20 protein-coding genes are annotated in these 25,660 nt (G+C 76.1%); 10 read left to right on the top strand and 10 right to left on the bottom strand.

The features are described 5' to 3' along the window. Window positions 1-60: 60 nt before the first annotated feature. From OG618_RS31285 to nirB, 3 genes are read right to left on the bottom strand one after another with little or no spacing between them, the layout of a single operon-like run. Window positions 61-1,419 (bottom strand): nitrate/nitrite transporter, encoded by a 1,359-nt coding sequence (locus OG618_RS31285; RefSeq protein WP_329490936.1) that lies wholly within the window; start codon window positions 1,417-1,419, stop codon window positions 61-63. Next, a complete protein-coding gene (gene nirD, locus OG618_RS31280; protein ID WP_329490935.1) occupies window positions 1,416-1,820 on the bottom strand; it encodes a nitrite reductase small subunit NirD in 405 nt (134 codons plus the stop codon). The genes OG618_RS31285 and nirD overlap by 4 nt, the downstream gene beginning before the upstream one ends. After that, window positions 1,817-4,411 (bottom strand): nitrite reductase large subunit NirB, encoded by a 2,595-nt coding sequence (gene nirB / locus OG618_RS31275; protein ID WP_329490934.1) that lies wholly within the window; start codon window positions 4,409-4,411, stop codon window positions 1,817-1,819. The genes nirD and nirB overlap by 4 nt, the downstream gene beginning before the upstream one ends. Before the next feature lie 452 nt (window positions 4,412-4,863). On the opposite strand from nirB, the gene OG618_RS31270 reads away from it, so the two are divergent. The 3 genes from OG618_RS31270 (at window position 4,864) to OG618_RS31260 (ending at window position 8,700) form a co-directional block, all read left to right on the top strand. Beyond that, on the top strand, window positions 4,864-6,012 hold the full coding sequence (locus tag OG618_RS31270; RefSeq protein ID WP_329490933.1) for a uroporphyrinogen-III synthase: 1,149 nt from the start codon (window positions 4,864-4,866) through the stop codon (window positions 6,010-6,012). Continuing rightward, window positions 6,012-6,968, top strand: coding sequence for a sirohydrochlorin chelatase (locus OG618_RS31265; protein ID WP_329490932.1), 957 nt, complete (start codon window positions 6,012-6,014; stop codon window positions 6,966-6,968). Before OG618_RS31270 ends, OG618_RS31265 begins: the two co-directional genes overlap by 1 nt. A gap of 154 nt (window positions 6,969-7,122) precedes the next feature. Further along, window positions 7,123-8,700 carry a carboxyl transferase domain-containing protein gene (locus OG618_RS31260; RefSeq protein ID WP_329490931.1) on the top strand — a complete coding sequence of 526 codons (1,578 nt, stop codon included), beginning with the start codon at window positions 7,123-7,125 and terminating at the stop codon, window positions 8,698-8,700. 83 nt (window positions 8,701-8,783) lie between these two features. On the opposite strand, the gene OG618_RS31255 is transcribed toward OG618_RS31260, so the two are convergent. From OG618_RS31255 to OG618_RS31245, 3 genes are all read right to left on the bottom strand, one after another. Further along, window positions 8,784-9,737 (bottom strand): hypothetical protein, encoded by a 954-nt coding sequence (locus OG618_RS31255; RefSeq protein ID WP_329490930.1) that lies wholly within the window; start codon window positions 9,735-9,737, stop codon window positions 8,784-8,786. Window positions 9,738-9,739: 2 nt separating this feature from the next. Continuing rightward, window positions 9,740-10,273: a SigE family RNA polymerase sigma factor gene (locus tag OG618_RS31250; protein ID WP_329490929.1), complete on the bottom strand. Its 534-nt coding sequence runs from the start codon at window positions 10,271-10,273 to the stop codon at window positions 9,740-9,742. 173 nt (window positions 10,274-10,446) lie between these two features. Beyond that, a complete protein-coding gene (locus tag OG618_RS31245) occupies window positions 10,447-11,421 on the bottom strand; it encodes a helix-turn-helix domain-containing protein (RefSeq protein ID WP_329490928.1) in 975 nt (324 codons plus the stop codon). Window positions 11,422-11,537: 116 nt separating this feature from the next. Between OG618_RS31245 and OG618_RS31240 the strand changes: the two genes are divergently transcribed. Both OG618_RS31240 and OG618_RS31235 read left to right on the top strand, forming a co-directional pair. Further along, window positions 11,538-12,332, top strand: coding sequence for an NAD(P)H-dependent oxidoreductase (locus OG618_RS31240; protein WP_329490927.1), 795 nt, complete (start codon window positions 11,538-11,540; stop codon window positions 12,330-12,332). Between the two features lie 517 nt (window positions 12,333-12,849). After that, window positions 12,850-13,224, top strand: coding sequence for a transglycosylase SLT domain-containing protein (locus tag OG618_RS31235; protein ID WP_329490926.1), 375 nt, complete (start codon window positions 12,850-12,852; stop codon window positions 13,222-13,224). A 256-nt stretch (window positions 13,225-13,480) separates the two neighbouring features. Here the strand turns inward: OG618_RS31235 and OG618_RS31230 are convergent, their stop codons facing one another. Then, window positions 13,481-13,939, bottom strand: a complete 459-nt coding sequence (locus OG618_RS31230) for an HD domain-containing protein (protein ID WP_329490925.1) — start codon at window positions 13,937-13,939, stop codon at window positions 13,481-13,483. 153 nt (window positions 13,940-14,092) lie between these two features. On the opposite strand from OG618_RS31230, the gene OG618_RS31225 reads away from it, so the two are divergent. Together OG618_RS31225 and OG618_RS31220 are read left to right on the top strand one after the other, a co-directional pair. After that, window positions 14,093-15,100 (top strand): AEC family transporter, encoded by a 1,008-nt coding sequence (locus OG618_RS31225; protein ID WP_329490924.1) that lies wholly within the window; start codon window positions 14,093-14,095, stop codon window positions 15,098-15,100. 262 nt (window positions 15,101-15,362) lie between these two features. Next, window positions 15,363-15,710 carry a hypothetical protein gene (locus OG618_RS31220; protein ID WP_329490922.1) on the top strand — a complete coding sequence of 116 codons (348 nt, stop codon included), beginning with the start codon at window positions 15,363-15,365 and terminating at the stop codon, window positions 15,708-15,710. A gap of 71 nt (window positions 15,711-15,781) precedes the next feature. Here OG618_RS31220 and OG618_RS31215 read toward each other — a convergent pair whose 3' ends face one another. Continuing rightward, window positions 15,782-16,216 (bottom strand): MarR family winged helix-turn-helix transcriptional regulator, encoded by a 435-nt coding sequence (locus OG618_RS31215; protein WP_329492362.1) that lies wholly within the window; start codon window positions 16,214-16,216, stop codon window positions 15,782-15,784. A 119-nt stretch (window positions 16,217-16,335) separates the two neighbouring features. Between OG618_RS31215 and OG618_RS31210 the strand changes: the two genes are divergently transcribed. Further along, complete coding sequence (locus OG618_RS31210) at window positions 16,336-17,271, top strand: alpha/beta fold hydrolase (protein WP_329490921.1); 936 nt, start codon at window positions 16,336-16,338, stop codon at window positions 17,269-17,271. A gap of 171 nt (window positions 17,272-17,442) precedes the next feature. Here the strand turns inward: OG618_RS31210 and OG618_RS31205 are convergent, their stop codons facing one another. Continuing rightward, the gene (locus tag OG618_RS31205) at window positions 17,443-17,706 is read right to left on the bottom strand and encodes a dsRBD fold-containing protein (protein WP_329490920.1); all 264 of its coding nucleotides are present in this window, start codon (window positions 17,704-17,706) and stop codon (window positions 17,443-17,445) included. Between the two features lie 282 nt (window positions 17,707-17,988). On the opposite strand from OG618_RS31205, the gene OG618_RS31200 reads away from it, so the two are divergent. Together OG618_RS31200 and OG618_RS31195 are read left to right on the top strand one after the other, a co-directional pair. Continuing rightward, window positions 17,989-18,963: a DMT family transporter gene (locus OG618_RS31200; RefSeq protein ID WP_329490919.1), complete on the top strand. Its 975-nt coding sequence runs from the start codon at window positions 17,989-17,991 to the stop codon at window positions 18,961-18,963. A 29-nt stretch (window positions 18,964-18,992) separates the two neighbouring features. Then, window positions 18,993-19,667: a DUF6629 family protein gene (locus tag OG618_RS31195; protein WP_329490918.1), complete on the top strand. Its 675-nt coding sequence runs from the start codon at window positions 18,993-18,995 to the stop codon at window positions 19,665-19,667. Between the two features lie 43 nt (window positions 19,668-19,710). Here OG618_RS31195 and OG618_RS31190 read toward each other — a convergent pair whose 3' ends face one another. After that, window positions 19,711-25,632, bottom strand: a complete 5,922-nt coding sequence (locus OG618_RS31190; protein WP_329490917.1) for a TIR domain-containing protein — start codon at window positions 25,630-25,632, stop codon at window positions 19,711-19,713. Between the last annotated feature and the right edge of the window lie 28 nt (window positions 25,633-25,660).

The following is a 25,660-nucleotide window of genomic DNA, read 5'->3' as shown; positions in this document are numbered from 1 at the left end:
CCGGGCACCGGACCGGCCCCGGGGTGGGCGACACCCCGGGGCCGGTCCGCGCGACCGCGGTCAGCGTGACGCGCGGGGCCGCAGCCAGACCGCCCAGGTCAGCGCCGAGCAGAACAGGTAGGCCGCGAGGAAGCCGAGGTACGCGGCGTCGCCGTTGTGGGTGCTGAGGAAGGACTGCCGGAAGGCCAGGTTGACCAGCACCCCGCCGAACGCCCCCACCGCCCCGGCCAGTCCGATCAGCGCGGACGACCGGCGGCGCGAGTCGGCCTCGGCCCCCGCCGGATCGGCGCCGGCCGCGACCTCCGCCCGGGCCCGGTCCTGGTAGTGCGCCGGGATCATCTTGTAGGTCGAGCCGTTGCCGATGCCGCTCAGCACGAACAGCGCGACGAAGCCGGCGAGGAACAGCGGCAGCGAACCGGCCCGGGAGGCGGCCAGCACGACGGCCGTGCCGGCGCCCATCCCCACGAAGGTGGCCAGGGTGACCCGCGGACCGCCCCAGCGGTCGGCCAGCCGCCCGCCGACCGGCCGCAGCAGCGAGCCGAGCAGCGGCCCGAGGAAGGTCAGCGCGGCAGCCTTGACCGGCGTGTCGAAGCGGTCGTGGAACTGCACCTGCAGGACCTGCCCGAAGGCGAAGCCGAAGCCGATGAACGAGCCGAAGGTGCCGATGTACAGGGTGGAGACCGCCCAGCCGTACGGGTCGCGGGCGACCTCGCCCAGCGCCCGGCCCTCGCCCCGCGGCGGGACGGCGAGGTTGTCCATCCGCCACCAGGCCCCGGCCGCGGCCAGCACGATCAGCGGCAGGTAGAGCAGCGGCAGCAGCCGGGGGTGCGCCGCGCCGGCGGTGGCGAGCACCAGCAGGCCGAGCAGCTGCACCGCCGGAACGCCGAGGTTGCCGCCGCCGGCGTTGATGCCGAGCGCCCAGCCCTTGAGGCGGTGCGGGTAGAAGGCGTTGATGTTGGCCATCGAGGAGGCGAAGTTGCCGCCGCCGACCCCGGCGACGCAGGCCACCGCGAGCAGCGTGCCGTAGGGCACGCCCGGTGTCAGCACCAGCGCCGCCAGCGCGGTGGGGACGAGCAGCAGCAGTGCGCTGATCACTGTCCAGTTGCGGCCGCCGAACCGCGCCACCGCGAAGGTGTACGGCAGGCGCAGCGTCGCGCCGAGCGCGGTGGGCAGGGCGGTCAGGGTGAACTTGCCGGCCGTGTCGATGTGGTACTCGGGGCCGAGGAAGAGCACGAGCACCGACCAGAGGCTCCAGACCGAGAAGCCGATGTGTTCGGAGAGCACCGAGAAGACCAGGTTGCGCCGGGCGATCCGGGCTCCGGTCCGGTCCCAGAACGCGGTGTCCTCCGGATCCCAGCCGGCGAGCACGGTCGGGGCGGGTCTGCTGCCGGGGCGTCCGGTCTCGACGACGGCGCTCATGCGGGGGCCTGCGCGGTGGCGCGGGCGGGCACGGCGGGGCGGGCCGCGGCGGGCGCCGGCTCCACCGCGCTGCGGACCGGCCAGAGCCTGAGGACGGCGGGGGTGCCGTCGGGGGCGGTCTCCTCGTCGAGGCAGCGGCCGTCGGTCAGGTCGAAGACCTGCTTGTACATCGGGGACGCCAGGGTGGGCCGCTCGCCGCGGCTGCCGAGCAGGCCGCGCGAGAGGACGTGCGCGCCGCTGAACGGGTCCCGGTTGTCGAGGGCGTGCAGGCCGCCGGAGCGGTCCCGGAAGACGGCCACCTGCTCGCCGTCGAGCAGCACCGCCACTCCGCGCCCGGGTTGCAGGTCGTCGAGGGTGCAGACGGTACGCCAGCGGGTGCCGTCGTGGATTTCCACGGTCACGGGGTGAGCACCTCCAGTCGGGGCCCGGCCACCAGGACCGGAGCGGGGGTGGTGAGGACGCGCCCGTCCTCGCCGGGGCGGGCAGGGCGGATCTGGCCGCGTTCGGGGACGAAGGTGACGGCCGGGTCCGGGGTACCGGGGGCGTTGACGAAGGAGGAGAAGCGCCGGAGCCGGTCGGGGTCGGCCAGGGTGGCCGCCCATTCGTCCTGGTAGCAGCCGATGTGACGGGCCATCAGCTCGTCCAGCTCGGCGGCGATGCCGAGCGAGTCGTCGATGACCACCGCGCGCAGGTGGTCCAGACCGCCCTCCAGTCGGTCCAGCCAGACCGAGGTGCGCTCCAGGCGGTCGGCGGTGCGGATGTAGAACATCAGGTAGCGGTCGATGGTGCGGATCAGCGTCTCGCGGTCCAGATCGGCTGCCAGCAGGTCGGCATGACGGGGCGTCATGCCGCCGTTGCCGCCGACGTAGAGGTTCCAGCCGGCCGAGGTGGCGATCACGCCGAAGTCCTTGCTCTGCGCCTCGGCGCACTCGCGGGCGCAGCCCGAGACCGCCGACTTGAGCTTGTGCGGGGAGCGCAGGCCCCGGTAGCGCAGTTCGAGCTCGATCGCGAGGGCGACGGAGTCCTGGACGCCGTAGCGGCACCAGGTCTCGCCGACACAGGACTTCACGGTGCGCAGCGCCTTGCCGTAGGCGTGGCCGGACTCGAAGCCGGCGTCCACCAACCTGGCCCAGATGCCCGGGAGTTGGTCCACGCTGGCACCGAAGAGGTCGATCCGCTGGCCGCCGGTGATCTTGGTGTAGAGGCCGTAGTCACGGGCGATCTCGCCGATCGTGATCAGGCCCTCGGGGGTGATCTCACCGCCGGGCACCCGCGGCACCACCGAGTAGGAGCCGTTGCGCTGCAGGTTGGCGAGGAAGTGGTCGTTGGAGTCCTGCAGCGCGGCCTGCTCGCCGTCCAGGATGTGGCCGCCGCCGAGGCTGGCCAGGATCGAGGCGACGGTCGGCTTGCAGACCTCGCAGCCCTCGCCCTGCCCGTACCGGTCGAGCAGGTCGGAGAAGCCGGTGATGCCGGTGACCCGGACGATCTCGTACAGCTCCGCGCGGGTCTGCGCGAAGTGCTCGCACAGGCCGGTCTGCGGGGCGAACCCGGCGGCCGCCAGCTCCTCGCCGACCACGGTGCCGAGCTGCTTGACGCAGCTGCCGCAGCCGGTGCCGGCCCGGGTGCACTTCTTGACCGCGGCGACGCTGTCGCAGCCCTGCTCACGGACGGCGGCGCGGACCGCCCCCTGGGTGACGTTGTGGCAGGAGCAGAGCACCGCCTCGTCGGGCAGCGCGACCGGTCCGGCGGTGGAGAGCCCGGCGGGCAGCACCAGCTGCTCGGGCGGGACGGTCAGCGGCCGGCCGGCCACCGCGAGCGGGCGCAGGGTGCCGTAGGAGTCGGTGTCGCCGACCAGGACGCCGCCCAGCAGCGCGCCGTCGGCGCCGATCACCAGCTTGCGGTAGACGCCGAGCCGGCTGTCGCTGTAGAGCACGTCGACGGCGCCCTCGGCGGCGCCGTGCGGGTCGCCGAAGCTGGCCACGTCCACGCCGAGCAGCTTGAGCTTGGTGGAGGTGTCCGCGCCCACGAAGCCGTCGCCGGGGCGGTCGGCCAGTTCGCGGGCGGCGGTCTCGGCCATCTGGTACCCGGGGGCGACCAGGCCGTAGACCCGGCCGTCGGCAGCCTGGGCGCACTCGCCGATGGCCAGCACGGCCGGGTCGGCGGTGCGGCAGCGCTCGTCGACCACGATGCCGCCGCGGGCGCCGACCGGCAGGCCGCAGTCGCGGGCCAGCTGGTCGCGCGGGCGGATGCCGGCGGAGAACACCACCAGGTCGGCCGCGAGTTCGCGGCCGTCGGAGAGGCTCAGCGCCCGCACCCGGCCCTCCGGCCCGGTCGCCACGGCGTCGGCGGCGGCACTGGTGTGCACGGTCACGCCGAGGTCCTCGATCTTGCGGCGGAGCAGGGCCCCGCCACCGTCGTCCACCTGGACGGCCATCAGCCGGGGCGCGAACTCGACCACGTGGGTGGACAGGCCCGTCGCCCGCAGCGCGCCGGCGGCCTCCAGGCCGAGCAGGCCGCCGCCGACCACCACGCCGATCGTCGCCCGCTCGGCGTCGGCCCGGATCGCGTCCAGGTCCTCGATGGTCCGGTAGACGTGGCAGCCGGCCGCGTCCCGGCCGGGGACGGGCGGCACGAAGGGCGCGGACCCGGTGGCCAGCACCAGGGCGTCGTAGCGCACCTGCCGGCCGGCCCGGGTGGTGACCGTACGGGCGGCGCGGTCGATGGCGGTGACCGGGTCGCCGAGGCGCAGGTCGATGCCGTGCTCGGCGAGGAAACCGGGCGGGCAGAGCGCGAGGTCCTCGGGTGTCCGGCCGTCGAACAGCGAGCTGAGATGGACGCGGTCGTAGGCCGGGCGCGGCTCCTCGGCGAGGACGGTGACCCGCCAGCGATCGGCGCCGGGCTGCTCGGTCCAGGCCTCCAGGAAGCGCTGGCCAACCATGCCGTGGCCGACCAGGACGAGCTCCCGTGGTCGGTCGGGCGAGTGCGACGTCATCGCGGTACTCCTCGGGTCGTACGGGGGGTGCGGGGTGGCGGGGTCTGTGGGGGGCTGCTCGGGCGAGCGGGTACGGCGGGTGGGGCGGGTGTACGGCGGGTGGGCCGGGTGTCCGGCGAGTGGGGCGGGTACGGCGGGTGGGCCGGGTGTCCGGCAGGTGGGGCGGGTGTCCGGCGAGTGGGGCGGGTACGGCGGGTGGGCCGGGTGTCCGGCAGGTGGGGCGGGTGTCCGGCGAGTGGTCCGTCGGGTGCCGTCCTCATGCCGAAGAATCTGATCGGTGGTCGTTTCGCGGTCGGGTCCCCCGTGTTGCGCGCGCGGTACGCCTCGCTCACGGCCTCCGGGGGGCGGGGTGCGCGGCAGGACATCAGCCGTAACCGGGGGGCCGGCTTCGCTTACGCCCGGGTGACCGGCGGGCAACCCCGCCGTAACGCGGAGAAAGCACCCTTGCGCCCATGGCAACCTCCCCCACCCCCACCGGCCCGCGTCCCGGCGCACCCCCCGGCCCACTGACCGGCTTCACGATCGGGGTGACCGCGGCCCGCCGCCGCGACGAACTGGTCGCCCTGCTCAGCCGGCGCGGCGCCCAGGTGGTCGAGGCCCCCGTGCTGCGGATCACCCCGCTGGCCGACGACCTCGCCCTGCGCCGGGCCACCGAACTCTGCCTGGCCGCCCCGCTGGACTACGTGGTGGCCACCACCGGCGTCGGCTGGCGCGGCTGGATGAGCGCCGCCGAGGGGTGGGGCCGGGGCGCCGCCCTGGCCGACGCCTGCCGCAACGCCGTGGTGCTCAGCCGCGGCCCCAAGGCGACCGGCGCCGTCCGGGCGAGCGGCCTCGACGAGGCCTTCTCCCCCCGCTCCGAGGCCACCGACGAGCTGCGCACCTGGCTGCTCGCCCGCCCGCTGGCCGGCCGTCGGGTCGCCATCCAGGAGCACGGCGTCCGGCTGGACGCCTTCGCGGCGGCGCTGCGCGAGCGCGGTGCCGAGGTGATCTCCGTCCCGGTCTACCGCTGGGAGGCGCCGGACGACCCGACGCCGGTACGGCGGCTGGTCGAGCAGACCGTCCGGCGGCAGGTCCACGCGCTCACCTTCACCAGTGCCCCGGCCGTCAGCGCCTTCGTGGAGACGGCCACCGCCGAAGGACTGCGGGAGCCGCTGCTGGACGCCCTGCGCGGCGACGTCCTGCCGGTCTGCGTCGGCGCGCTCTGCGCCCGGCCGTTCGCCGACCTCGGCCTGCCCGTGCTGTTCCCCGAGCGCGGCCGGCTGGGCTCCCTGGTCCGCTACCTCGGCGAGACACTGCCCGGCCGGAACCGGCGCGAACTCGCCCTCGCCGGACGGCTGCTGACCCTCCAGGGCAACGCCGTACTGGTCGACGGCGAGAGCCACTGGCTGAGCCCGCGCGGGGCGGCCGTGCTGCGGGCGCTCGCCGAACAGCCGGGCCGGGTGCTCAGCCGGGCCGAACTGCTGCGCACCGTCTGGGTGGACGCGGCGGCGGACGAGCACGCGGTCGAGGCGGCGATCGGCCGGCTGCGGGCCGCGCTCGGGCCGCACGGCGGGCTGATCCGGACGGTCCCGAAGCGTGGCTACCGGCTGGCGGCGGCCTGATGCGCCGGACAGCCGCGAGGCTGAACGGGCCGGAGCGGACGACCGACGCGGCCCCGCGGAACCTGACGGACCGGCTGCCCGGGGACGGTCCCCGGGCCCGGCCGGTGATGAGCCCGGTGCGGAAGCCGGCGGCCCGGCCGGCACCGCGCGGCGGCCGCCCGGTGCTGCTGGCCGTCGCCCACGGCAGCCGCGATCCGGCCGGAACGGCCGCCACCAGGGCGCTGCTCGCCCGGGTCCGCGCGCTGCGCCCCGAACTCGACGTCCGCTGCTGCTTCCTGGACCTCGCCGCGCCCTCCCTGCCCACCGCGCTGGGCGAGCTGTCCGCCGGCGAGCCCGCCGTCCTGGTGCCGCTGCTCCTCGGCACCGGCTACCACCTGCGGGTGGACATCCCCGGCGCGCTGGCCGACGCCGGTCCGCCGCACGTCCGGCTCGCCCCCGCGCTGGGCCCGAGCCCGCTGCTGGCCGCCGCCCTGGCGGACCGGCTCGCCGAGAGCGGCCGCCCGGCCGGCGCCGGACCGGTGGTGCTCGCGGCGGCCGGCTCCTCCGACCCGGACGCCGCCGCGGACACCGTCCGGACGGCGCGGCTGCTCGCCCGCCGGCTCGGCGAGGGCCGGCCGGTCGTCCCCGCCTACCTCTCGGCGGCCCGGCCGACTCCGCAGGAGGCGGTCGAGGCCCTGCACGCGGCCGGCCACCGCGACGTGGCCGTCGCCACCTACCTGCTCGGCCCGGGGTTCTTCGCCGACCGGGCGGCCGGCACCGCCGCCCGGTGGGCCAGCGCCCCGCTCGGCACGCACGACGCGCTCGCCCGCCTGGTCGCCGACCGCTACGACCGGGCCTGCCGCCCGGCCCTCCCTGGCCGCGCCGACCACGCCGACCAGGCCGACCAGGCCGACCAGGCCGACCACGACAATCGCGCCGCCGTGCCCCGGCGGGAGGAGGCCGCCGTGCTCCGCTGAGCCGGCGCACGGCGGTCGACGCGGTCGGCGCGCGCAACCCCGGCCCCCGAAGCTGTCGACCCGGTCACACCCGCCCGTCGGTCCGGGACGGCTGGTCGGCCGCTGCGTAGGGTGGATCTTGTCGATGCGGACGGCTCGGACGGCGGGGTGGGTTGTGGGGACCGGAAGTTCACTGACGGCACGTCAACTCATCGGCCTGCTGGTGGACCAGGGCTCGTTCCGGAGCTGGGACGAGCCGGTCGGGGCGCAGTCGGCCGACGCCGACTACCTGGCCGCACTGGCCCGGGCGCGCGAACGCACCGGGGTGGACGAAGCGGTGATCACCGGGGTCGGGCTGATCGCCGGCCGGCCGGTGGCGCTGGTCGCCTCCGAGTTCGGCTTCCTCGGCGGCTCGATCGGGGTGGCCACGGCGGAACGGATCACCCGGGCCGTGGAACGGGCGACGGCCGAGCGGCTCCCGCTGGTCGCCCTGCCGGTCTCGGGCGGGACGCGGATGCAGGAGGGGTCGGCGGCCTTCCTCTGCATGCTGCGCATCACCGCCGCCGTCCAGGCCCACCGCGCGGCCGGCCTGCCGTACCTCAGCTACCTGCGCAACCCCACCATGGGCGGGGTCTTCGCCTCCTGGGGGACGCTGGGACAGCTGGTGTTCGCCGAGCCGCGGGCCCGGCTCGGGTTCCTCGGGCCCCGGGTGTACCAGGAGTTGCGGGGCGTGGAGCTGCCCGCGGACGTGCAGCTCGCGGAGACCCTGGCCGGGCGCGGCCTGGTGGACGCCGTGGTGGCGCCGGAGGACCTGCGGGAGGTGCTCCGACGGTCGCTGGCCGTCCTGGCCCCGGCCGCGAGCGTGCCGGATTCCGTGACCGCACCGGAGGCCGTACCCGCACCGGACACCGTGACCGTACCGGACACCGCACCCGCGCCCGACACCGCGACCGCCCGAGAGCCGGACGCCTGGGACTCCGTGCGGCGCACCCGCCGCCCCGACCGGCCGGGGGCGCGCGAGCTGCTGCGCCGGACGGCCGACGAGCTGGTCCTGCTGGACGCGCCAGGCGGCCGCGGCGGCGCCCTGGTCCGGGCCCTCGCCGTCCTGCACGGCCGGCCCGCCCTGATCGTCGGGCAGCAACGGCAGGGTCCGGACCACGAACGCCCTTTCACCGCCGCCGACCTGCGGGCCGTACGGCGCAGCGCCCGGCTCGCCGAGCAGCTCGGCCTGCCGCTGGTCACCGTCGTCGACACTGCGGGCGCCGAGCTGTCCGCAGCGGCCGAACTGGACGGCATCGCCGTCGAGATCGCGCACTGCCTGACCACCCTGCTCGCCCTGCGCACGCCGGTGCTGGCGGTGCTGCTCGGCCAGGGCTCGGGCGGCGGCGCCCTCGCCCTGCTGCCCGCCGACCGGGTGCTCGCCGCCGGCCACGCGTGGCTCGCGCCGCTGCCGCCCGAGGGCGCCTCCGCGATCGTCCACCGGGACGGCGCGCACGCCGCCGACCTCGCCCGCTCGCAGGGCATCGGCGCAGCCGACCTGGCGGCGGTCGGCCTGGTCGACGCCGTGGTGCCCGAACGGCCGGACGCCGCCGACGAGCCGGCCGCGTTCTGCGACCGGCTCGGCCGGGCGGTCGGCGCGGCGCTCACCGCACTCGCCGGGGTACCGGAGGCCGAGCGGCTCACCGCCCGCGCCCGGCGCCACCGCCGGCTCGGGGACCTGCTCGTCGATACGGCCCGCGGCGGCTCCGCCTAGGACTCACTGACCAGTCGCGCCGCACCGGCGCGCGGCGGGAACGGTCGGACAAGCCGTGGCTCCCCCGGGAGGCGGGTCCGGCCTCACTTCAGGAAGTCGACGTGGTCACCGCCCTTCATCGGCACGCCGTCGCGGTCGAACAGCTGCCACGTCTGCGCGGCCTTGCCCGCCGGCCGGGCCACCGCGATCCAGCGCACCGGGGAGTCCCCCACGGTGACCGGCTGCGGCTCGTACGTCGTGCCGTCCGTCCAGGTCACCGTCACCCGGCCGACGTTCGGGTCGAGCCGCGCCGACACCACGTCGAGCGGGGCCACGGTGTCGCCCTTGCCCCGGTGGCCGACCAGGCCCCCGCTGAGCGAACCCACCGTGTCGACGGGCGTCGCGGGCGCGGACGGCGCCGGGACGCTGCCCTGGGAGTCATGGCCGAGGCGCACGCCGTCCACCGTGAAGTAGGTGTTCGTGACGTCGTCCCGGGGCTGCCAGTACTGCTTGACGAACTCCTCCGTCGGCGCGGTGAGCTCCGGGTCCACGGCGTGCCGCTCCTGCCAGATCGCCTGGGCCTGCTGGTACGCCTGGTCCTGACGGGCGAGCGGCCAGAGCGCGATCCAGAGCTTCCACTCCTTGCCGTCGGCGGTGCCCTGGGCGACCACCGCCCGGGCCGGGGTGAAGGGGTCGCGGACCGCCGCCGTCGGCGGGGCCGTGGTGGTGGAGGTCTCGGCCGCCGGTCCGCCACCGGTGCCGCCGCCGGTCCCGGACCCGGCCGGGGCGAGCGCCCCGACCGACGTGCCGCCCGCGCCGGCTCCGTGCAGACCGATCGTCGTGCCGCCGGCCAGCACCACCACGGTGCCCAGCGCGACCGCCCCCACCAGGGTCCGTCGCCGCCGCCGCAACCGGCGACCGCCCGCCATGATCTCCGGCAGCGGCACCGCCCCGACCCGCGCCCCGGCCGCGGCCTCCGCCAGCCCGAGCCCGACCCACACCGCCGAGTCGCCGTCGTCCGTCGCGCCCGCGGCGCCCGTCCGGTCGTTGCCGCGCATGCTCATACCGCACCTCCGACGTGTGTCATGCCCTTGAGTTCCTTCAGCACCGAGACCTCTCGGAGCCTCGCTATCCCCTTCGCCGCCTGGCTGCGCACCGCTCCCACCGAGCAGCCCATCGCCACGGCGGCCTGGCTGTCGCTCAGGTCCTCCCAGTGGCGCAGCACGACGGCCTCGCGCTGGCGGGGCGGCAGGGTGGCGAGCGCGGCCAGCAACGCCGAGCGCTGGTCGGACCGCGCGTAGCCGTCCTCCTCGCCCGCCGTCTCCGGCACGGCGTGGACCAGCAGTTCCGGCGGGCGGCGCCGGAAGCGGCGGGCGTGCTGGTTCACCAGGATCCGCCGCACGTAGGCGTAGGGGTCCTCGGCCCGGCGGACCTTCCCCCAGGCCGCGCAGGCCTTCTCCGCCGCGGACTGCACCAGGTCCTCGGCCGCGTACTGCTCCCCCGCCAGCAGGTACGCCGTACGCAGCAGCCGTGGCCAGGCCCCGACGATGAACGCCTGGAACTCGTCGTCCCGGTCGGTCTTCGTTTCTCCCATGAGCACCTCCTCACCCCTCCTGAGCCCGGACCGGGCCGGAACCGCTTCCTCCGCGGCGAATCCGGTGCGGTCCGCGTTCGCGCCCGGGGCACCGGGCGGTGCGGTAGGGGGAGGTGGGGAGGCGGCGGGTGCGAGGCTCCGGGGGGCGCTCCCGGCGCCCTGCCGTGGACGCCTCAGGCGTCGGAGTACCGCACCGGCCCGGCGGCCCGCTCCTGCTGCGACGCCGCCACGGCCTCGGCCAGCCGGGCCAGCGCGGCGGCCTCCGGGCTGTTCTCCGCCGCGCTGAACACGTGCACGACCAGGCCCGTCTCGCCCGGTGCGGCGGGCACGTGCAGCGTCTCGTAGTCCAGGGTGAGCAGCCCCGCCACCGGGTGCCGCAGCCGTTTGCGGCCCGCGCCGCACACCACGATCTCGCCGGTGGCCCAGATCCGCCGGAAGTCCGCGCTGCGCGCCGACAGTTCGGTGATCAGCGCGGCCAGCTCCGTGTCGTCCGGGTAGCTCCCGGCGGAGACCCGCAGCTGGCCGACGGCCTCGCGGGCCCGGTCCTCCCACTCGGGGTGGACGTCCCGGGAGCCGGGGTCGCAGAACAGGTACCTGGCGTTGTTGCCGTCCCGGCCGCCGGGTGTGCCGAGCCCGCCCATCAGTTCGGCGCCCAGCGCGTTCCAGGCCACCACGTCGAGGTGGGGGGTCGTCGCGAAGGCGGGGAAGTGGACGACGGCGTCCAGGAGCCGCCGCAGCTGCGGGCTGACCCGCGCCGCGGGCGCGGTGCCGCGCCGGGCGCCGGCCAGGGTGGCGAGGTGCCGGCGCTCGGCGGCGTCGAGGCCGAGCGCCCGCGCGAGCGCGTCGAGCACCTCGGTGGACGGCTGGGTGGCCCGGCCCTGTTCGAGGCGGACGTAGTAGTCGACGCTGATCCCGGCGAGCTGGGCCAGTTCCTCGCGGCGCAGCCCGCGGACCCGCCGGTGACGGCCGCCGGCGATCCCGACGTCCTCCGGAGCGACGCGGCCGCGCCGGGCCCGCAGGAAACCGCCGAGCGCCCGCCGGGTGTCGCCGACCCCGTCGACCGCCCCCACTGTCCCGACCGCCCCGAAAGCCTCGACCCGGCCGCCGCCCCCGCCCGTGCCGTCCGTCGTCGTGTCCGTGTGCCTCATCCCGCCCCCCGTTTCCTGGCGTCCAGTATGGGTGGCCCTCCCGGTACCAGGATCACCGGTCCTCCGGTTGACCAGGGTTCTGGCTGCCCGGGCGCGCCCGGGAGAGCGTGTACGACATGACCGCAGCCACGCCGCAGCAGCAGAAGATCCTCGTCGTCAGCGCCCACCCGGACCCCCGCTCGCTCAACACCGCCCTCACCGCGTTCGCGGTCGACCGCCTGCGCGGCGCGGGGCACGAGGTCCGGCAGTCCGACCTCTACGCGATGAAGTGGAAGGCCGGGCTGGACGCCGACGACTTCCCCGCCCACGCGCCGGACGAGCGGCTGCACGTGATGGCCGCCTCGGAGCGGGCCACGCTGGCCGGGCGGCTGTCGCCGGACATCGCCGCGGAGCAGGAGAAGGTGCGCTGGTCGGACGCGGTGATCCTGCAGTTCCCGCTCTGGTGGTTCTCGACCCCCGCGATCATGAAGGGCTGGATCGAGCGGGTGTTCACCGCCGGGTTCGGCTACGGCCCGGCCCTGCCTCCCCCCTACACCCAGGACTCCGCCCTGGCGGGCCGGCGCGCGCTGATGTCCGTGACGGCGGGCGCCCGGGAGACGTCACTCCTCGACCGGGGCATCCACGGCCGGCTGGCGGACGTGCTCCACCCGGTCCAGCACGGCCTCTTCTGGTTCACCGGTATGGCACCGCTGGAGCCGTTCGCGGTGTACGACGCGAACGAGCTGTCCGAGGAGCGCTTCGAGGCGGCGAAGGAGGCGTACGGCCGGCGGCTCGACGGGCTCTTCACCGACGAGCCGGTCCCGTTCCGGTCGCTCGTCGGGGGTGACTACGGCCGCGACATGCGGCTGATGCCGGGTGTGGAGGCGCCGGGGACGGGCGGGTTGGACCTGCACGTCCGCTCGCGCGGCTGAGGAGCCCGGGCGGCGGGACCCGGTCCGGGCCGTCGGGGCGCCCACCGAGGCCGCACCGGTGTGGCGCCGCTCTCAGATCGTCTGTACCCGTAGTGGTTCCCCCGGACCGGTCCGTGACGGGCCCCGGTGGCCCGCCGGTGAGTGCGCTCACACACGAAAGGCCGCCACGACGGGCGGTAGTCGTTCTCGGGACAGCCACTCGGTCGGCCGCCGATCGCGGATCCGACCAGGCCGGCGGGCACGCCGCAGGCGGCTCCGGAGGACCCTTCGAATCCACGGCACGACCCCGGCTACGACGCCCGGTCGTAGCGAGGGGGTCTTGGCGACGGCCGATCCCGTCTGGCAACAATGGCTCAGTCGTCAGCCGCTCCGGCACCTGTCCCGCCGGAGCACGGCTTACTGCCGAGTCACGCCCCGCGACCGCATCGGCCCCTGTCCGGCCAACGGTCGAGGCGGGGCGTGACACCGGCCCAACCCGATTGAGGTCTTCTCCTTCATGCCCGCTTTCAAGCTCCGTATGCGTACTTCTGCCGCTCTTCTCGCCGGCGCCGCCGGTCTGACCGCCCTGGGCGCCGGCCTGGTGCCCGCCACCGCCTCGGCCGCGACCGTGTCCCCCCAGGCCCTCGCCGCCCAGATCGTGCCGGCCGGCCAGCTCGCGTCGTTCAGCCAGATCATCAGCCACGAGTCCAGCTGGAACGTGACCGCGACCAACCCCAGCTCGGGCGCGTACGGCCTGGCCCAGGCGCTGCCGGGCTCGAAGATGGCCTCCGCCGGTGCGGACTGGAAGACCAACCCGAAGACCCAGATCAAGTGGGCGCTGGACTACATGAACTCCCGCTACGGCAGCCCGAACGCCGCCTGGTCGTTCTGGCAGACCCACCACTGGTACTAAGCCGAACTCTTCCGAGCCGCCGGGCCGGCCGGCCGATCGATCGATCGCCGGTGCTCCGCCGGGGCTCCGGCTGCCGCAGCCAGACCACTGTCCCCCCTCACCCCGGGGATCGGACAGGGATCACCGGGGTGACCGAGAGGGCCCGTGCACGCGCGATCCGCGTGCACGGGCCCTCTCGCCCGTCTCCGGGCCCGGGCCGGCGCGCCCCCCCGGACCCGACCGGGCCGGGCGGACCGGTACAGGGCGGCGAAGGGTGTCAGTCGCCGTCCACGCCCACCAGGCCGAGCAGTTCGCGCATCCGGCGGTACTTGGCGGCCAGCCGTTCGGCCGTCGGCGCGTCCAGGGTGGCCAGCCGGGCCGGACTCGAGTTGTGGGCCAGGTCGGCCCGCTTGACCAGGAGCGCGCCGGGGGTCGCCAGGATGCGGGCCGTGTACTCCTCCACCGGCTCGCCGGGGCGCTTGGTGAGGGCGTCCACGATCGCCTTGGTGTCCTCGGACAGGGCCGCGGAGGCCAGCCACTCGCGGGTCAGCACCTCGTCCTCGATCGCGTCGTGCAGCCAGCCCGCCGCGATCTGCTCCTCGCTGCCGCCGCGTTCCGCCACACCGTGCGCCACCGCGGCGAGGTGCTCGCTGTAGGGGTGACCGTTCTTGTCGACCTGCCCGTCATGGGCACGCCGCGCGATCGTCTCGACCTCGACCAGGCTCAGGTTCTCCACCGGGCCATGGTAGGCCGCGAGCCCCCGCGGGGTGCCCGGCCGACTCGGCCGGGAGGGCGTCTGGTTGACTGCGGCGGTGCCGGGAGACCCCGCGACCCGCCCACCGGACACGGCCGGACACCCCGGACCAACCCCGGACCACCCCGAGGAGCCATGCCCAGTCTGCACCCGTTGCTCTCCGGCTTCGCCCCGATCTGGGCCCTCATCGGGATCGGCTACCTGGTCGGCCGCAGCGGACTGCTCGGGCCGCACGCCGACGCGGTGCTGAGCCGGTTCAGCTTCCATCTGGCCATGCCCGCGGCCCTGTTCCTGATGATCGCCCGGACGCCGCTGAACCGGTTCGCCAACCCGTCGATGCTGGCCTTCGCCGCCGGGACGGCGCTCGCCGCCGGTCTCGGCCTGCTGGCCGCCCACCGGTTCTTCGGCCGGGGGCTCGCCTCGGGCACGATCGGCGGGATGGCCTCCGGCTACGTCAACTCCGCCAACCTCGGCATTCCGGTGGCCCTCCAGGTGCTCGGCGACGCCTCCTTCGTCGGACCGGTGGTGCTGTTCCAGACCCTGCTGGTCACCCCGATCGTGCTGACCGTACTGGACACCGGCCGCGCCGGCCGCCGGGCCGCGCTCACCCTGCCGGTGCGCAACCCCATCCTGCTGGCGGTCGCGCTCGGCGCCGCGGTCTCGGCGACCGGCTGGCACCCGCCCGCCGAGCTGGCCCGCTCCTGCGAACTGCTCGGCGGCGCGGGCGTACCGGCCGCGCTGGTGGCCCTCGGCATGTCGCTGCACGGCCGCCCGGCGACCGCCGCGGACACCGGTACCGGCGCCGGCACCGTTCCTGGTGCCGGTGCTGACATCGGTGCGGGCCCCGGCAGCGGCGCGGGCCCCGGCAACCGCCGGTACGCGGAGGTCGGGGTGACGGTGGTGCTCAAGACGCTGATCCAGCCACTGGCGGCGTTCGCCGTCGGGGCCGGCCTGCTCCACCTGCCGCCCCACCAACTGCTCACCGTGGTGCTGTTCTCCGCCCTGCCGACCGCGCAGAACGTGTTCGTCTACGCCGCCCAGTACGGGCACAGCACCGCGCTCGCGCGGCGCTCGATCCTCTGCTCCACCGTGGTCTCGATGGCGACGCTGTCACTCGTCAGCTGGACGCTCGGACCCGGCTGAGCCGTACGGGCCGGCGGCACCGTCGGACCGGCGCCGCGACGGCGGGTCGGCCCGGCCGACGAAGCGGGCGATGAAGTGGGCATGGAAGTGGGCGACGTGGGTGAAGCGTGGGGAATTCGTGGAGCCCGACGGGGGCGGGATCCGGTGCCCGCCGGTACGCCGCCGGTGGGGAGCCGTCAAGAACCCGCCCGACCTGTACAAGACGCGTGCGACCGGGCGGAAAGCATCGCCTCCCGGGTGGCGCGGTGGAATGCTGGCGAGCATGACTGAAGCCAACCGTCCACCCATGGTCAAGCGTCAGTGCCCCGCCGTCGTCACGCTCCCGCAGTCCGATGTGGATCACTTCAACAGCCTGCCGCACGCCGCCTTCATGATGGAGCAACACCTCCGCTGCGAGCTCGTCGCCGGGCACGAGAGCACCCACTGCGCCCTCGTCCAGGGCGTCGGCAACGACCTGCACTGGGCCTCCTGGCCCGTGTACACGGTCGAGTTGGCGCCGCGCTGCCCGGCCGAGGCCGGGCTGAAGGGGCCGGAGCACGTCAGGGAACCCGACTTCTGCCTGCTCCGCGAGGGCCACCCCGGGGACCACTTCGGCGAGACCTGGTTCTGATCCCCCGGCGCCCCCGGGGGTGCCCCGCGTCACCGGCCCCGGACGACGGTCGCCTCGCGTCCGCGGTCCGGTCACTCCTCCCGGGCCGTGGCCACCACCTCGGTCATGGCCAGCAGGAACCGCCGGGCCGTCGCCAGCTCCGCGGGGTCGAACCGGCCCATGGCGGCCACCAGATCGGCGATCAGCCCGCCGAAGAAGCCCTGCCCGAGCTCCACCGCCCGCTCCTCGACCACCAGCCGGACGCGTCGGCGGTCGCCGGGGTCGCGCTCGCGGCGGATCAGGCCGAGCCGCTCCAGCCGGTCGACCAGGCCGGTGGTGCCCGCCGAGTTCAGCCGCAGCGCCTCGCCGAGCCGGCCCGGCGTCACCACCGTCCCGGCCCGGGCGGCGTCCAGCAGGTGGATCAACGCGCGCAGGTCGGTCGGGTGCAGGCCGTGGCGGCCGGCGAACTCCGCTCCGAACAGGTCCAGTTCGACGGTCAGGCCGCGCAGCAGATGGACCAGCCGCATCGGCTCCTCGGGTTCGTCCACCTCGTTCTCCTTCCGCTCCAGGTGCGGTGGGACTATTCTCTCGCTCAGCGAGATTATTGTTCAGCGAGTAATTTTGCCACCCGCCGGAGGACAGCAGAATGTCAGCACGCACCTCACGCTCCTCACGAGCCTCACGAACCCCGCAGGGCACCCGGACCACCGGCGTGGGCGGCGCCGACGATCCGCTCGATGCGTTCCTCGCCGCCTACGACGCCGTGCTGGCCCGCTGGCCCGTCCCCGTCGAGCCGCTCACCGTCCGGACGCCGCACGGCACCACCCGCGTCAACGCCTGCGGCCCCCGCGACGGGCGGCCGCTGGTCCTGCTCCACGGCGGCGGCGCGACCTCCACCGGCTGGCTCGCCGCGGTGGAGGCGCTCACCTGCGCCGGGCACCGCGTCCTCGCCGTCGACCTGATCGGCGACCCCGGGCGCAGCGTCCACGACGGCGCCCCGCTCGGCGGTGTGCCCGGCCTGCTGGGCTGGCTGGACGCCGTGCTCGACCGGCTCGACGTGCCCGAGGCCGACTTCTGCGGTCACTCGTACGGCGGGTGGATCGCCCTGGAGTACGCCCTGCACGCCCCCGCCCGGGTCGGCCGGCTCGCCCTGCTGGATCCGACCCAGTGCTTCGCCGGCTTCCGCGCCGGCTACCTGCTGCGCGCGCTGCCGCTCTTCCTGCCGCCCCGCTCGGCCGGCCGGGCCCGCGCCTACCTGGACTGGGAGAGCGGCGGCAGCGGCCTGGACGCCGGCTGGCGCGAACTCTACGCCCTCGGCCACGCCGGGTTCCCGGCCTCCCGGGTGGTCACCGGACCTCGCCCGACGCGTGAACGACTGGCCGCCCTCGGGGCGCCGGCCCTGGTCCTGCTCGCCGAACGCAGCCGTACCCACGACGCGCGCCGCGTGGCCGCGTCGGCCCGCCAGGCGCTGCCCGGCGCCACGGTCGCCGTGCTGCCCGAGGTCTCCCACCACACCCTGCTCACGGCCCGGCCCACCGAACTCACCGACCGGCTCACGTCATTCCTGTCCGGCGCCGCGTGACCGGCTTCGAACCGGAGGGCGGCGGGGCCCAGTAGCTCACGGGCCGTCCGAGCGGAACGGCTGCGGCGCCGGCCCCACCGCCATCCACCCCGTGGGTCCCGGGCGGCGCGCACCGGCCGGCCCGGGTGCGCGGGTCAGGTCGACCGGCCGGACGGCGGGTCAGCGGACGGTTCAGTAGATCAGGTATCCCGGCCGGTGGCCCTCGTCCTCGATCTCGCCGGTCGCCTGGGCCCGTAGCTTGCGGGACAGCGCCTCCAGGGCGCGGGAGGCGGCGACCTCCTCACCGATCCGGGCGAGCGGGCGGTCCTCCGCGCTCTTGAGCGACTCTCCGTGGGCGCTGAGGCCCGGTGCCCTGGCACCGGTCAGCCTCGCGTCGCATCCCGTGTGCACGCCGTCTTCCTCGAAGCTCAGCTCCACATCCCACTGGTTGTGCATGCCACACCTCCTGGCGCCTGCCCCCGTCGCGCCCACTCGGGCCGGCACGGTTGCGGACCCGTGGCGGCTGCTCACACCAGCGTGCGCCCCCGGCGCCCGGGGCGGCAAGCGCGGCCCCGGACGCCGGGGCCGGCAGCGGAAGCAGCCGTCCGGCCCAGGCCGGCCCGCGTCCCGGCGGTCGGGTCAACGCCCCGGCGGTACGCTGGCGGAAACGTGCCGCGACCGCCGTCGAACCACGGATCGCCGGTCCGGCGCGGGCAGCGACGTTCGGGTGGTCCCTTCGTGGTGGTCTTCCTCCTCGCACTGAGCGCCGCCTGCTGCCTGGGGCTCGGATTCGTCCTCCAGCAGCACGCGGCACAGCGTGCCCCGCGTGCCGACCTGCTGCGCTGGCGGCTGCTGCTGGACCTGCTGCGGATGCCCGAATGGCTGCTCGGCACCGGGTTCATGGTCAGCGGTCTGATCCTCTCCGCACTCGCCCTCAACCAGGGCGAGGTCTCGCTGGTCGAGCCGCTGCTCGCCACCAATCTCCTGTTCGCGATGGCGCTGTCCCGGGTGCTGACCCGGCAGAGCCTCGGCCGGTCCGGCTGGGCCGGCGTGCTGCTGCTCGCACTCGGTGTGACGGCGTTCATCGTGGCCGGCCGCCCCACCGGGGGCGGCGAACCGGCCGGGGAGCTGCGTCACTGGGTGGTGGTCGGCACCGTGGTCGGCCTGACGCTGCTGCTGGTCTCCACGGCCCGCCGGATGCCGCTGTTCGAGGAGGCCACCCTGCTCGCCCTCGCCGCCGGCCTGCTCTACGGCCTCCAGGACGCGCTCACCCGTACGACGACGCTCCGGCTGGACCACGACGGGCTGGACGCGGTGCTGCGCAGCTGGCAGCCGTACGCGGTGGTGGCGGCGGGGGTGGTCGGACTGCTGCTGGTGCAGAGCGCGTTCGAGGCCGCCCCGCTGCGGATGTCGCTGCCCGCGCTGACGGCGGCCCAGCCGATCACCGGGATCGCCTGCGCGGTGGGCTTCCTCGGCGACCGCCTGCGGGTCACCCCCGGCGCACTGGCCTGGCAGGCCGCGGGACTGGTGGCGGTCGTCATCGGGGTGATCGTGATCGGGCGCCACCCGGCCATGCCCGGCAGCGGCCACCGGGCGGTCCCGCGCACCGCCGAAGCCGCCGACCGCCCGGACGGCGGGGACGGCGGGGACTCGCCGGACTCCCCGACCGGGCCGGACGGCCCGGGCCCCACCGACCCCACCGGCTCCCGGTAGCCGGCCCGGCCAAGGAACGGCGGCGACCCATGTGCTGGAGCGCGCAGGCGGACCTCGTCGCCGGCGGGGTGGTGTCGGGCATCGGCGTCCTCTGCCTGGTCCGGACCCACCGCGCCGGACGCCCCGAGCGGCTGCCCCTCGCGGCCCTCCCGCTCGTCCTCGGCGTGCACCAGCTGATCGAGGCCGCGGTCTGGCACGGCGCCGAGGGCGGCCTCCCCGCCGGTCCGGCCGGGTGGGCCCGGACCGCGTGGGCCGTGATCGCGTTACCGCTGCTGCCCGTCCTGGTCCCGGTGGGGGTGTGGACCGCCACCCGCGACCGGGCCCGCCGGCGCCCGCTGCTGGGCTTCGTCCTGCTCGGCCTGCTGGTCGCGGTCCCGCTCGCGCTCGCCGTCGCGACCCGCCCGGTGACGGCCACCGCGCACGGTCACACCCTCGGCTACGCCGTCGGCATCCCGCACGCGGCGCTCCTGCTGACCGGCTACCTGGTGGCGACCGTCGGCCCGCTGCTCCTCAGCGGCGACCGCCTGCTGCGCCGGCTCGGCCTGCTCACCGGGGCGGGCGCCGTCCTCTGCGCGCTGCTCTGGCGGCTGGCCTTCGTCTCCACCTGGTGCGCCCTGGCGGCCCTGGCCAGCCTGCTGCTCCTGCACTGGACGGCCCGCCCGCCCCGGGACGCGGCCCCGGCCGGCGACCCGGCGGCGTTCTGACACCACCCGTCGGCCGTGGCCCCGGGCCCGCCCGCCCCGGGGCTCACAGCAGCGCCTCCGGCGGCATCCGGTGGACGCCCGGGAGCCGGGTGTCGAGCTCGCCGGGCTCGAAGCGGCACATCCCGACCGCGTGCCAGAACTCGCCCACGACGTCGCCCTCGTACTTGTACGCGCCGGACGGCAGCAGCGCCGCCCAGCCGTCCGGTGCCCCGAGCAGGGTCGCCCGGGCCGTGGGCGCGCCGTCGGCGGGGACGTCCCAGAGCCGCACCGTGCCGTCCTCACCACCGCTGGCCAGCAGCGATCCGTCCGGGCTGAAGGTCACCGCCAGGATCCGGCCGGTGTGCCCGCGCAGCCGTCCGAGGTCCTGCCCGGTGCGGGGGTCCCAGAGCCGGACCACCCGGTCGTCCCCCGCCGTGGCGAGCAGCGACCGCCGGGGGTGCACCGACGCCGTCCAGAGCCGGCCGGCGTGGCCGGTCAGCCGGTGCCTGATCCCGCCGTCCGCCCAGACCACGGCGTCGCCGTCCCACGAGGCGCTGGCCAGCCAGGAGCCGTCGGCGCCGAACGCGACGCCGTACACCCGGTCACCGTGCCCGTCGTGCCGGGCCTCGATCCGGCCGGCCTCGATGTCCCAGATCCGGACGCTGCTGTCGTCGCAGCCGGTGGCCAGCCGGCGCCCGTCCGCGCTGAACGCGATCGAGCGGACCCGGCCCCGGTGCTCGCGCAGCGTGGCGACGTGGGCGCCGGTGCTGCGGTACCAGATGCGGACGGTGTCGTCGTCGTTGGCGGTGGCCACGAAGACTCCGTCGGCGCTGAACGCCTCCGCCCAGACGTGCTCCGTCTCGACGTCCATCTCCCGCAGGTACTCACCGGTCAGCGCGTTCCACAGGTAGAGGTCGCCGTCGTTGCTGGCGGTGGCCAGCACCGGCCCCTGCGGGCTGAACTGCGCCGAGACCAGCCGGCTGCTGCGCCCCGAGAGCTCCCTGACCCGGCGGCCCGTGGCGGGCTCCCAGAGCCGGACCACGCCGTCGTTGCCACCGGCCGCCAGCACGCCGGCGTCCCCGCTGAAGGAGAGCGAGCCGATCCGGCGCCCGTGGCCGCGCAGCAGTTGGCGGCTGCGGCCGGAGGCCGGGTCCCAGAGCCGGACGGCGCCGTCGTTGCCGCCGGTCACCAGCAGCGTGTCGGCCTCCGCCCCGCCCGGTCCGGCGCCGGGGCGGAACCGGCAGGCCCAGACCGAGCCCCGGTGCTCGGGCGGCTGGCGGCGCGGGGCCACCACCTCGCGCCCGCCCGGGGCGGGCGGCCCGACCCGCCACACCCGGACCACGCCGTCGCTGTCCCCGGCGGCGAGCCGGCCGCCGCCGCCGTCGAAGTCGACCTGGTAGACCGAGCCGGTGCAGCCCTCCAGCCGGCCGGCCGCCGTCCCGTCCTGCGGGTTCCAGAGCCGGATCTGACCGGCCGTGTCGCCGCTGGCGAGGAGGTCCCCGTCGGGGTGGAAGGCCAGCGTGTAGACCCGGCCGCCGTGCCCCTCGAAGGTGTGCAGCAGGCGTCGCCCCGCGACGTCCCAGACCCGGACGGCGCCGCCCGGGGCGTCCGGGGCCGCGTCCGCGGCGCCCCGGACGGCCGCGCCGTCCGCACCGGCGTCGCCGGTGGCCAGCAGCGTCCCGTCCAGGCTGAACCGGGCCCGGAAGACCGTCCCGCGGTGCCCCGGGAGCTCGGCGACCCGCTGCCCGGTCGCGGTGTCCCACAGCCGGGCCCCACCGAGCCGGTCACCGGTCACCAGCAGGGCGCCGTCCGGGCTGAAGACCGCGGTGTAGACGGGTGCGGCGTGGCCGGTCAGCCGGCGCAGCAGCCCGCCCGTCGCGGTGTCCCAGAGGGTGACCGTCCCGTCGGCGTCACCGGTGGCGAGCAGCGCCCCCGTAGACTCCAGCGAGACCGGCCAGACCCCGCCCGGGTGGACGTCGAGGCGGTGCAGGCACTCCCCGGAGACCTGGTCCCAGAGCCGGACGGTGCCGTCGGCGCTGCCGGTGGCCAGCACGCTCCCGGCGAACTTCACCGCGTAGACCCGGTCGATGTGGTCCTTGAGGGTGCGCAGGGCGACTCCGGTGAGCGCGTCGCAGACCAGCACGCTGCCGTCGGCGCTGCCGACCGCGAGCAGCTGGCCGTCGGCGCTGAAGGCGACCGGTTCGGGCAGCCGGGCGGTGCGCACGCCGAACCCGTACGGCACGCCGACCTCCGAGGGCCGGAAGCCGGCCTCGACGGGCAGGCCCGGTGCGATGGCCGCGGCACGCAGTTCGGGGGCGGCCAGCACCTCGTCGTCGGTGACGGCGGAGATCAGGGCGGCCCGCTGCCAGCGGCTGCCCCGCAGCCGGGCGCCGCGCAGATCGGTGCCGATCAGCCGGGCACCGCGGAGGTCCGCGCCGGAGAGGTCGGCGCCGGAGAGGTCGGCCGCGTCGAGCCGGGCGCCGGCCAGCCGGGCGCCGCGCAGCGAGGCCCCGGCCAGGTTGGCGCCGAGCAGCCGGGCGTCGGTGAGGTCGGCCTGGCCGAGGTCGACGCCGGAGAGGTCCCGGTGGGAGAGGTCCTCGCCGGCCAGCGCGGCGCCGCGCAGGTCGGTGTGGGCGGGCACCCTCAGCCGGGCCAGCACCGTGACGGCGTTGAGCCGCGCGGTCTCGTCCGCCTCGCCGGCCCCGTCCAGGACGTCGTGGGCCCACTGCTGGCAGAGCTGGTGATCGGCGAGGTCGCAGAGGAACTCGACCGCCAGCCGGCTGAGCGGGCGCCGGGTGAGCAGCTCCGACTCGCCGTTCCCGAGCGAGGCCGCCGCGGCCCGGGCGACCAGCCACTCGACCACGGAACCGTGGATGAACTGGAACACGCCCTCGTCGGACCGGACGAGCAGACTGCCCGATCCCACCGCGTGCGCGAGCTGCGGCGCGGGCAGGTGGCTCCCGGCCAGGCCGGTCAGCGCACCGGAGAGGTCGAGCAGTTCGTCGTACGGCAGGGCGGTGCGGCTGGTCTCCCAGAGCCGGACCGCGAGCGCGGTCACGGCCTCCCAGAGCTGGTCCAGGCCGAGGCCGGGCGCGGCGCCCGGGCCGCCCTGGCCGCGCCGCTCCTCGAACTCCAGCCAGGCGGTGAAGACCTCCTGGTAGAGGCCGGCGGCGCTGAGCGCCCGGCCGGCTCCGGCGACGGCCCGCAGCCGGTCGTGGTCGAGGTCGGCGACGAAGCTCAGCAGCCGGGGGTTGCGGCAGAGCGCGAGCAGGTCGGGGATGGCCTCCAGCAGCCGCATCCGGCGGTCGGCGGCGGCCTCGTCGCCGTAGCGGTTGGCCAGGTAGCCGCGGATCTGGGCGGTGGTGAAGTCCTGGACGGCGATCAGCCGCCGCTGCGGGAGCAGGCCGACCCGCTCGCCGAGGGCGGTGAGCACCTGTTCCTGGGAGCTGAAGTGCTGGGTGCGGCTGCTCACCACGATCTTGGCGTTGTCCACGGCGGCGTCCAGCAGCACCTGGAGGTGGTCGGCGGCGCGCTCGTAGCTGACCCGGTTCAGCAGTTCGTCGAAGCCGTCGAACAGGAGGACCACGCGCCCCTGCCGGAGCATGTAGCGAAAGGCCCGCAGGTCGAGGGTGTCGACGCCGTGGGCGGTCAGGTGGGCCGCCACCAGGCCGTCGAAGGAGTGCGCCTTGTCCAGTGCGCTGAGGTCGATGAACAGCGGCGTCAGGTGCGGGAGTTCGACCGGGATGCGGCGGGCCAGCTCGCGCAGGGCGAAGGTCTTGCCGTGCCCGAAGTCGCCCAGCAGCAGCAGGAACCGGCCGTGGTCGGAGTCCAGCAGCCGGAGCATCTCGTCGACCAGGCCCTCGCGTTCCTCCCCGCCGGGGCGCTCGGCGTCCCGGTAGCGCTGCGGCAGGTAGAGGCCTGGCTGGTACTGGCTGTCGGCGGCCAGCCGCTCGCTCTGCGCGGCGACGTGGTCGCGGAGGTCGAGCAGGCCCTGGAACTCGATGAAACTGCGCAGCCGGACGCCGCGCCGCCGGGCCCGGTCGCGCAACTCGCGCGGCGGGGGCGGGCCGTCGTGGACCAGCTCGGCGTCCGGGGCGCTGCCGGCGGCGTGCACCTCGTCGACGAAGCGGTCGACCTCCTCGGCGGTCGGGGTGTGCACGCAGACCGCGACCCGCTGCTGGCGGACGAATCCCGACTCGTTCCAGGTGACGAAGAGCTGGGGCGGCGAGCCGGTGACCGAGCGGATCTGGGCGCCCTGGTGCCGGGTGCGGCAGACCTCGGCGACCCGGGCCAGCAGGGTGTCGAGCGGGGAGGGCAGTTCCCTGGTCTCCCGCTCGGCGGCGGGCACCGGGGCGGGGCCCGCCGCGGGCGGGGCGTCGGGCGCGGCGCGGTCGGGCGGCGGGGGGAACGCGCGGTGCGCCCGGTGCCAGCCGACCGCCGACCGCCGGGGCCCGGCGCCCGGGGCTGTGCCCGCCCCCGGGGCGGCGCCGGGGCTCGGGCTGGGCCAGTGGGTGAGCCCCTCGCGGGTGAGCTGCAGCAGCTGGTGCGCGCCCGGGGCGGTGGCACCGAGGACCCTGAGCTCCCCGGCGGAGGTGGGCAGGTCCTGGAGCGCGGCGCGGCCGTCGGCCGGCCCGTGCAGCAGCAGGTGCAGCCGGGGCGCGGTCAGCCGGGTGAAGCGGTCGACGTCCCGGAGCGGCTCGGCGTCCTGGCCCGCCCGGGCCGACCGGGCGCCCGCCGGCCGGGGCGTGACGGGGTGCCGGACGGCGCCGATCCGCAGCCAGCCGTCGTTCTCGTACGGGCGCAGCGCCTGGGCGAACCAGGCGGCCTGCTCGGGGCCGAGCCAGCCGTACCGGTCGTCGGGCCGGTGGCTGTGGGCCATCGAGGAGTTCAGGCCCGCGACGACCGTCCCGAGCTCGGGCACCGGGAACAGCGTCCAGGGCTGGTCGCTGTCGAAGACCACGTTCAGCCCCTGGTAGAACTCCTGGAACAGCCGGGCGTAGTGGCGCCACTTGGGCCAGTACGGCGGGGTGGGCCGCAGTTCGTCCGCCTCGCAGGTGGCGAAGTAGGCGCGGGAGGCCGCCTGGCTGACGTCCTGACCGCCGGGGACGATCGCCACCCGGTGCGGCTCCAGCCCGAGCAGGGAGCGCATGCCGGTCAGGAAGGCGAGGGCCTGCTCGCACTCCCGGGGGCTGCCGGACGCGGTGAGGTCCCCGGTGACGACGACCAGTTCGGGTGCCGGGGCCCCGGCGTCGGCGAGCTCGACGAGGTCCCCCCAGACGGCGGCCTGGAGCTCCGCGGGATCGGTGCCCCGGCCGAAGGACGGGCCCGCCAGGTGCAGCACCGTGACCGACTCCCGCCCGCCCGGGTGGCCCGCCGCCGGCGGGTACTCCGGCCGCACGGAGGGCCTGCGCCGGCCGGACCGCCCGGTGCCGCCGACCGGCCGCAGCGCCTGCGGGGCCGGCTCCCCGTCCTCCTGCGCCCGGGCGGCGGGCGGCGCGCCCGCGGCGCCGCCCGGATAGCCCGGCCGCAGCTCCGGCCGGGCCCGGCCGTCCATCGCCTGGGCGACCCTGGCGAGCAGCAGGTGGCGGGCCAGCGCGGGGTCGGTGACGGTGGCCAGGTCGATGTAGGTCAGGGTGGCGAGCAGGCCGTCCACCGGGATGTCCTCGATCCGGACGGTCAGCAGCCTGCGCTCCGGGGCGTCGGGGTCGGCGCGCAGGGCCGCCTGCCACTCCATCCGGCCGTAGCGCGAGCGCTCGTAGTGGCGCGAGAGCAGCGCGATGACCGCGGCGGACTCGGTGACACCCCGGTCCATGAAGTCGACGAAGTTGGTCCCCGGGACGAAGTCCCACGCCTGGAGGAAGGCTCGGTAGCCCGCGTCCTCCAGCGTCCAGGCGATCCAGGCCGCCCACCGTTCGTCGGCGGGCGAGTAGCTGATGAAGAAGTCGATCGGCCCGGGGCCGCCCGGGTTCACGTCATAAGCCCCCATGGGGCCAGCTTATGGCCGATCGCCGACG

Source organism: Kitasatospora sp. NBC_01246, assembly GCF_036226505.1.
GTDB lineage: Bacteria > Actinomycetota > Actinomycetes > Streptomycetales > Streptomycetaceae > Kitasatospora.
The sequence above is the reverse complement of the archived record's forward strand: the minus strand, read 5'-3'. Positions and strand labels throughout refer to the sequence as shown.

Bases quoted from the DNA above. Each gene is read 5' to 3' on its own strand.
- OG618_RS31285 (WP_329490936.1), bottom strand. From the start codon at position 1,419: ATGAGCGCCGTCGTCGAGACCGGACGCCCCGGCAGCAGACCCGCCCCG.
- nirB (WP_329490934.1), bottom strand. From the start codon at position 4,411: ATGACGTCGCACTCGCCCGACCGACCACGGGAGCTCGTCCTGGTCGGC.
- OG618_RS31270 (WP_329490933.1), top strand. From the start codon at position 4,864: ATGGCAACCTCCCCCACCCCCACCGGCCCGCGTCCCGGCGCACCCCCC.
- OG618_RS31265 (WP_329490932.1), top strand. From the start codon at position 6,012: ATGCGCCGGACAGCCGCGAGGCTGAACGGGCCGGAGCGGACGACCGAC.
- OG618_RS31255 (WP_329490930.1), bottom strand. From the start codon at position 9,737: ATGCGCGGCAACGACCGGACGGGCGCCGCGGGCGCGACGGACGACGGC.
- OG618_RS31250 (WP_329490929.1), bottom strand. From the start codon at position 10,273: ATGGGAGAAACGAAGACCGACCGGGACGACGAGTTCCAGGCGTTCATC.
- OG618_RS31245 (WP_329490928.1), bottom strand. From the start codon at position 11,421: ATGAGGCACACGGACACGACGACGGACGGCACGGGCGGGGGCGGCGGC.
- OG618_RS31240 (WP_329490927.1), top strand. From the start codon at position 11,538: ATGACCGCAGCCACGCCGCAGCAGCAGAAGATCCTCGTCGTCAGCGCC.
- OG618_RS31235 (WP_329490926.1), top strand. From the start codon at position 12,850: ATGCGTACTTCTGCCGCTCTTCTCGCCGGCGCCGCCGGTCTGACCGCC.
- OG618_RS31225 (WP_329490924.1), top strand. From the start codon at position 14,093: ATGCCCAGTCTGCACCCGTTGCTCTCCGGCTTCGCCCCGATCTGGGCC.
- OG618_RS31220 (WP_329490922.1), top strand. From the start codon at position 15,363: ATGACTGAAGCCAACCGTCCACCCATGGTCAAGCGTCAGTGCCCCGCC.
- OG618_RS31215 (WP_329492362.1), bottom strand. From the start codon at position 16,216: ATGCGGCTGGTCCATCTGCTGCGCGGCCTGACCGTCGAACTGGACCTG.
- OG618_RS31210 (WP_329490921.1), top strand. From the start codon at position 16,336: ATGTCAGCACGCACCTCACGCTCCTCACGAGCCTCACGAACCCCGCAG.
- OG618_RS31205 (WP_329490920.1), bottom strand. From the start codon at position 17,706: ATGCACAACCAGTGGGATGTGGAGCTGAGCTTCGAGGAAGACGGCGTG.
- OG618_RS31195 (WP_329490918.1), top strand. From the start codon at position 18,993: ATGTGCTGGAGCGCGCAGGCGGACCTCGTCGCCGGCGGGGTGGTGTCG.
- OG618_RS31190 (WP_329490917.1), bottom strand. From the start codon at position 25,632: ATGGGGGCTTATGACGTGAACCCGGGCGGCCCCGGGCCGATCGACTTC.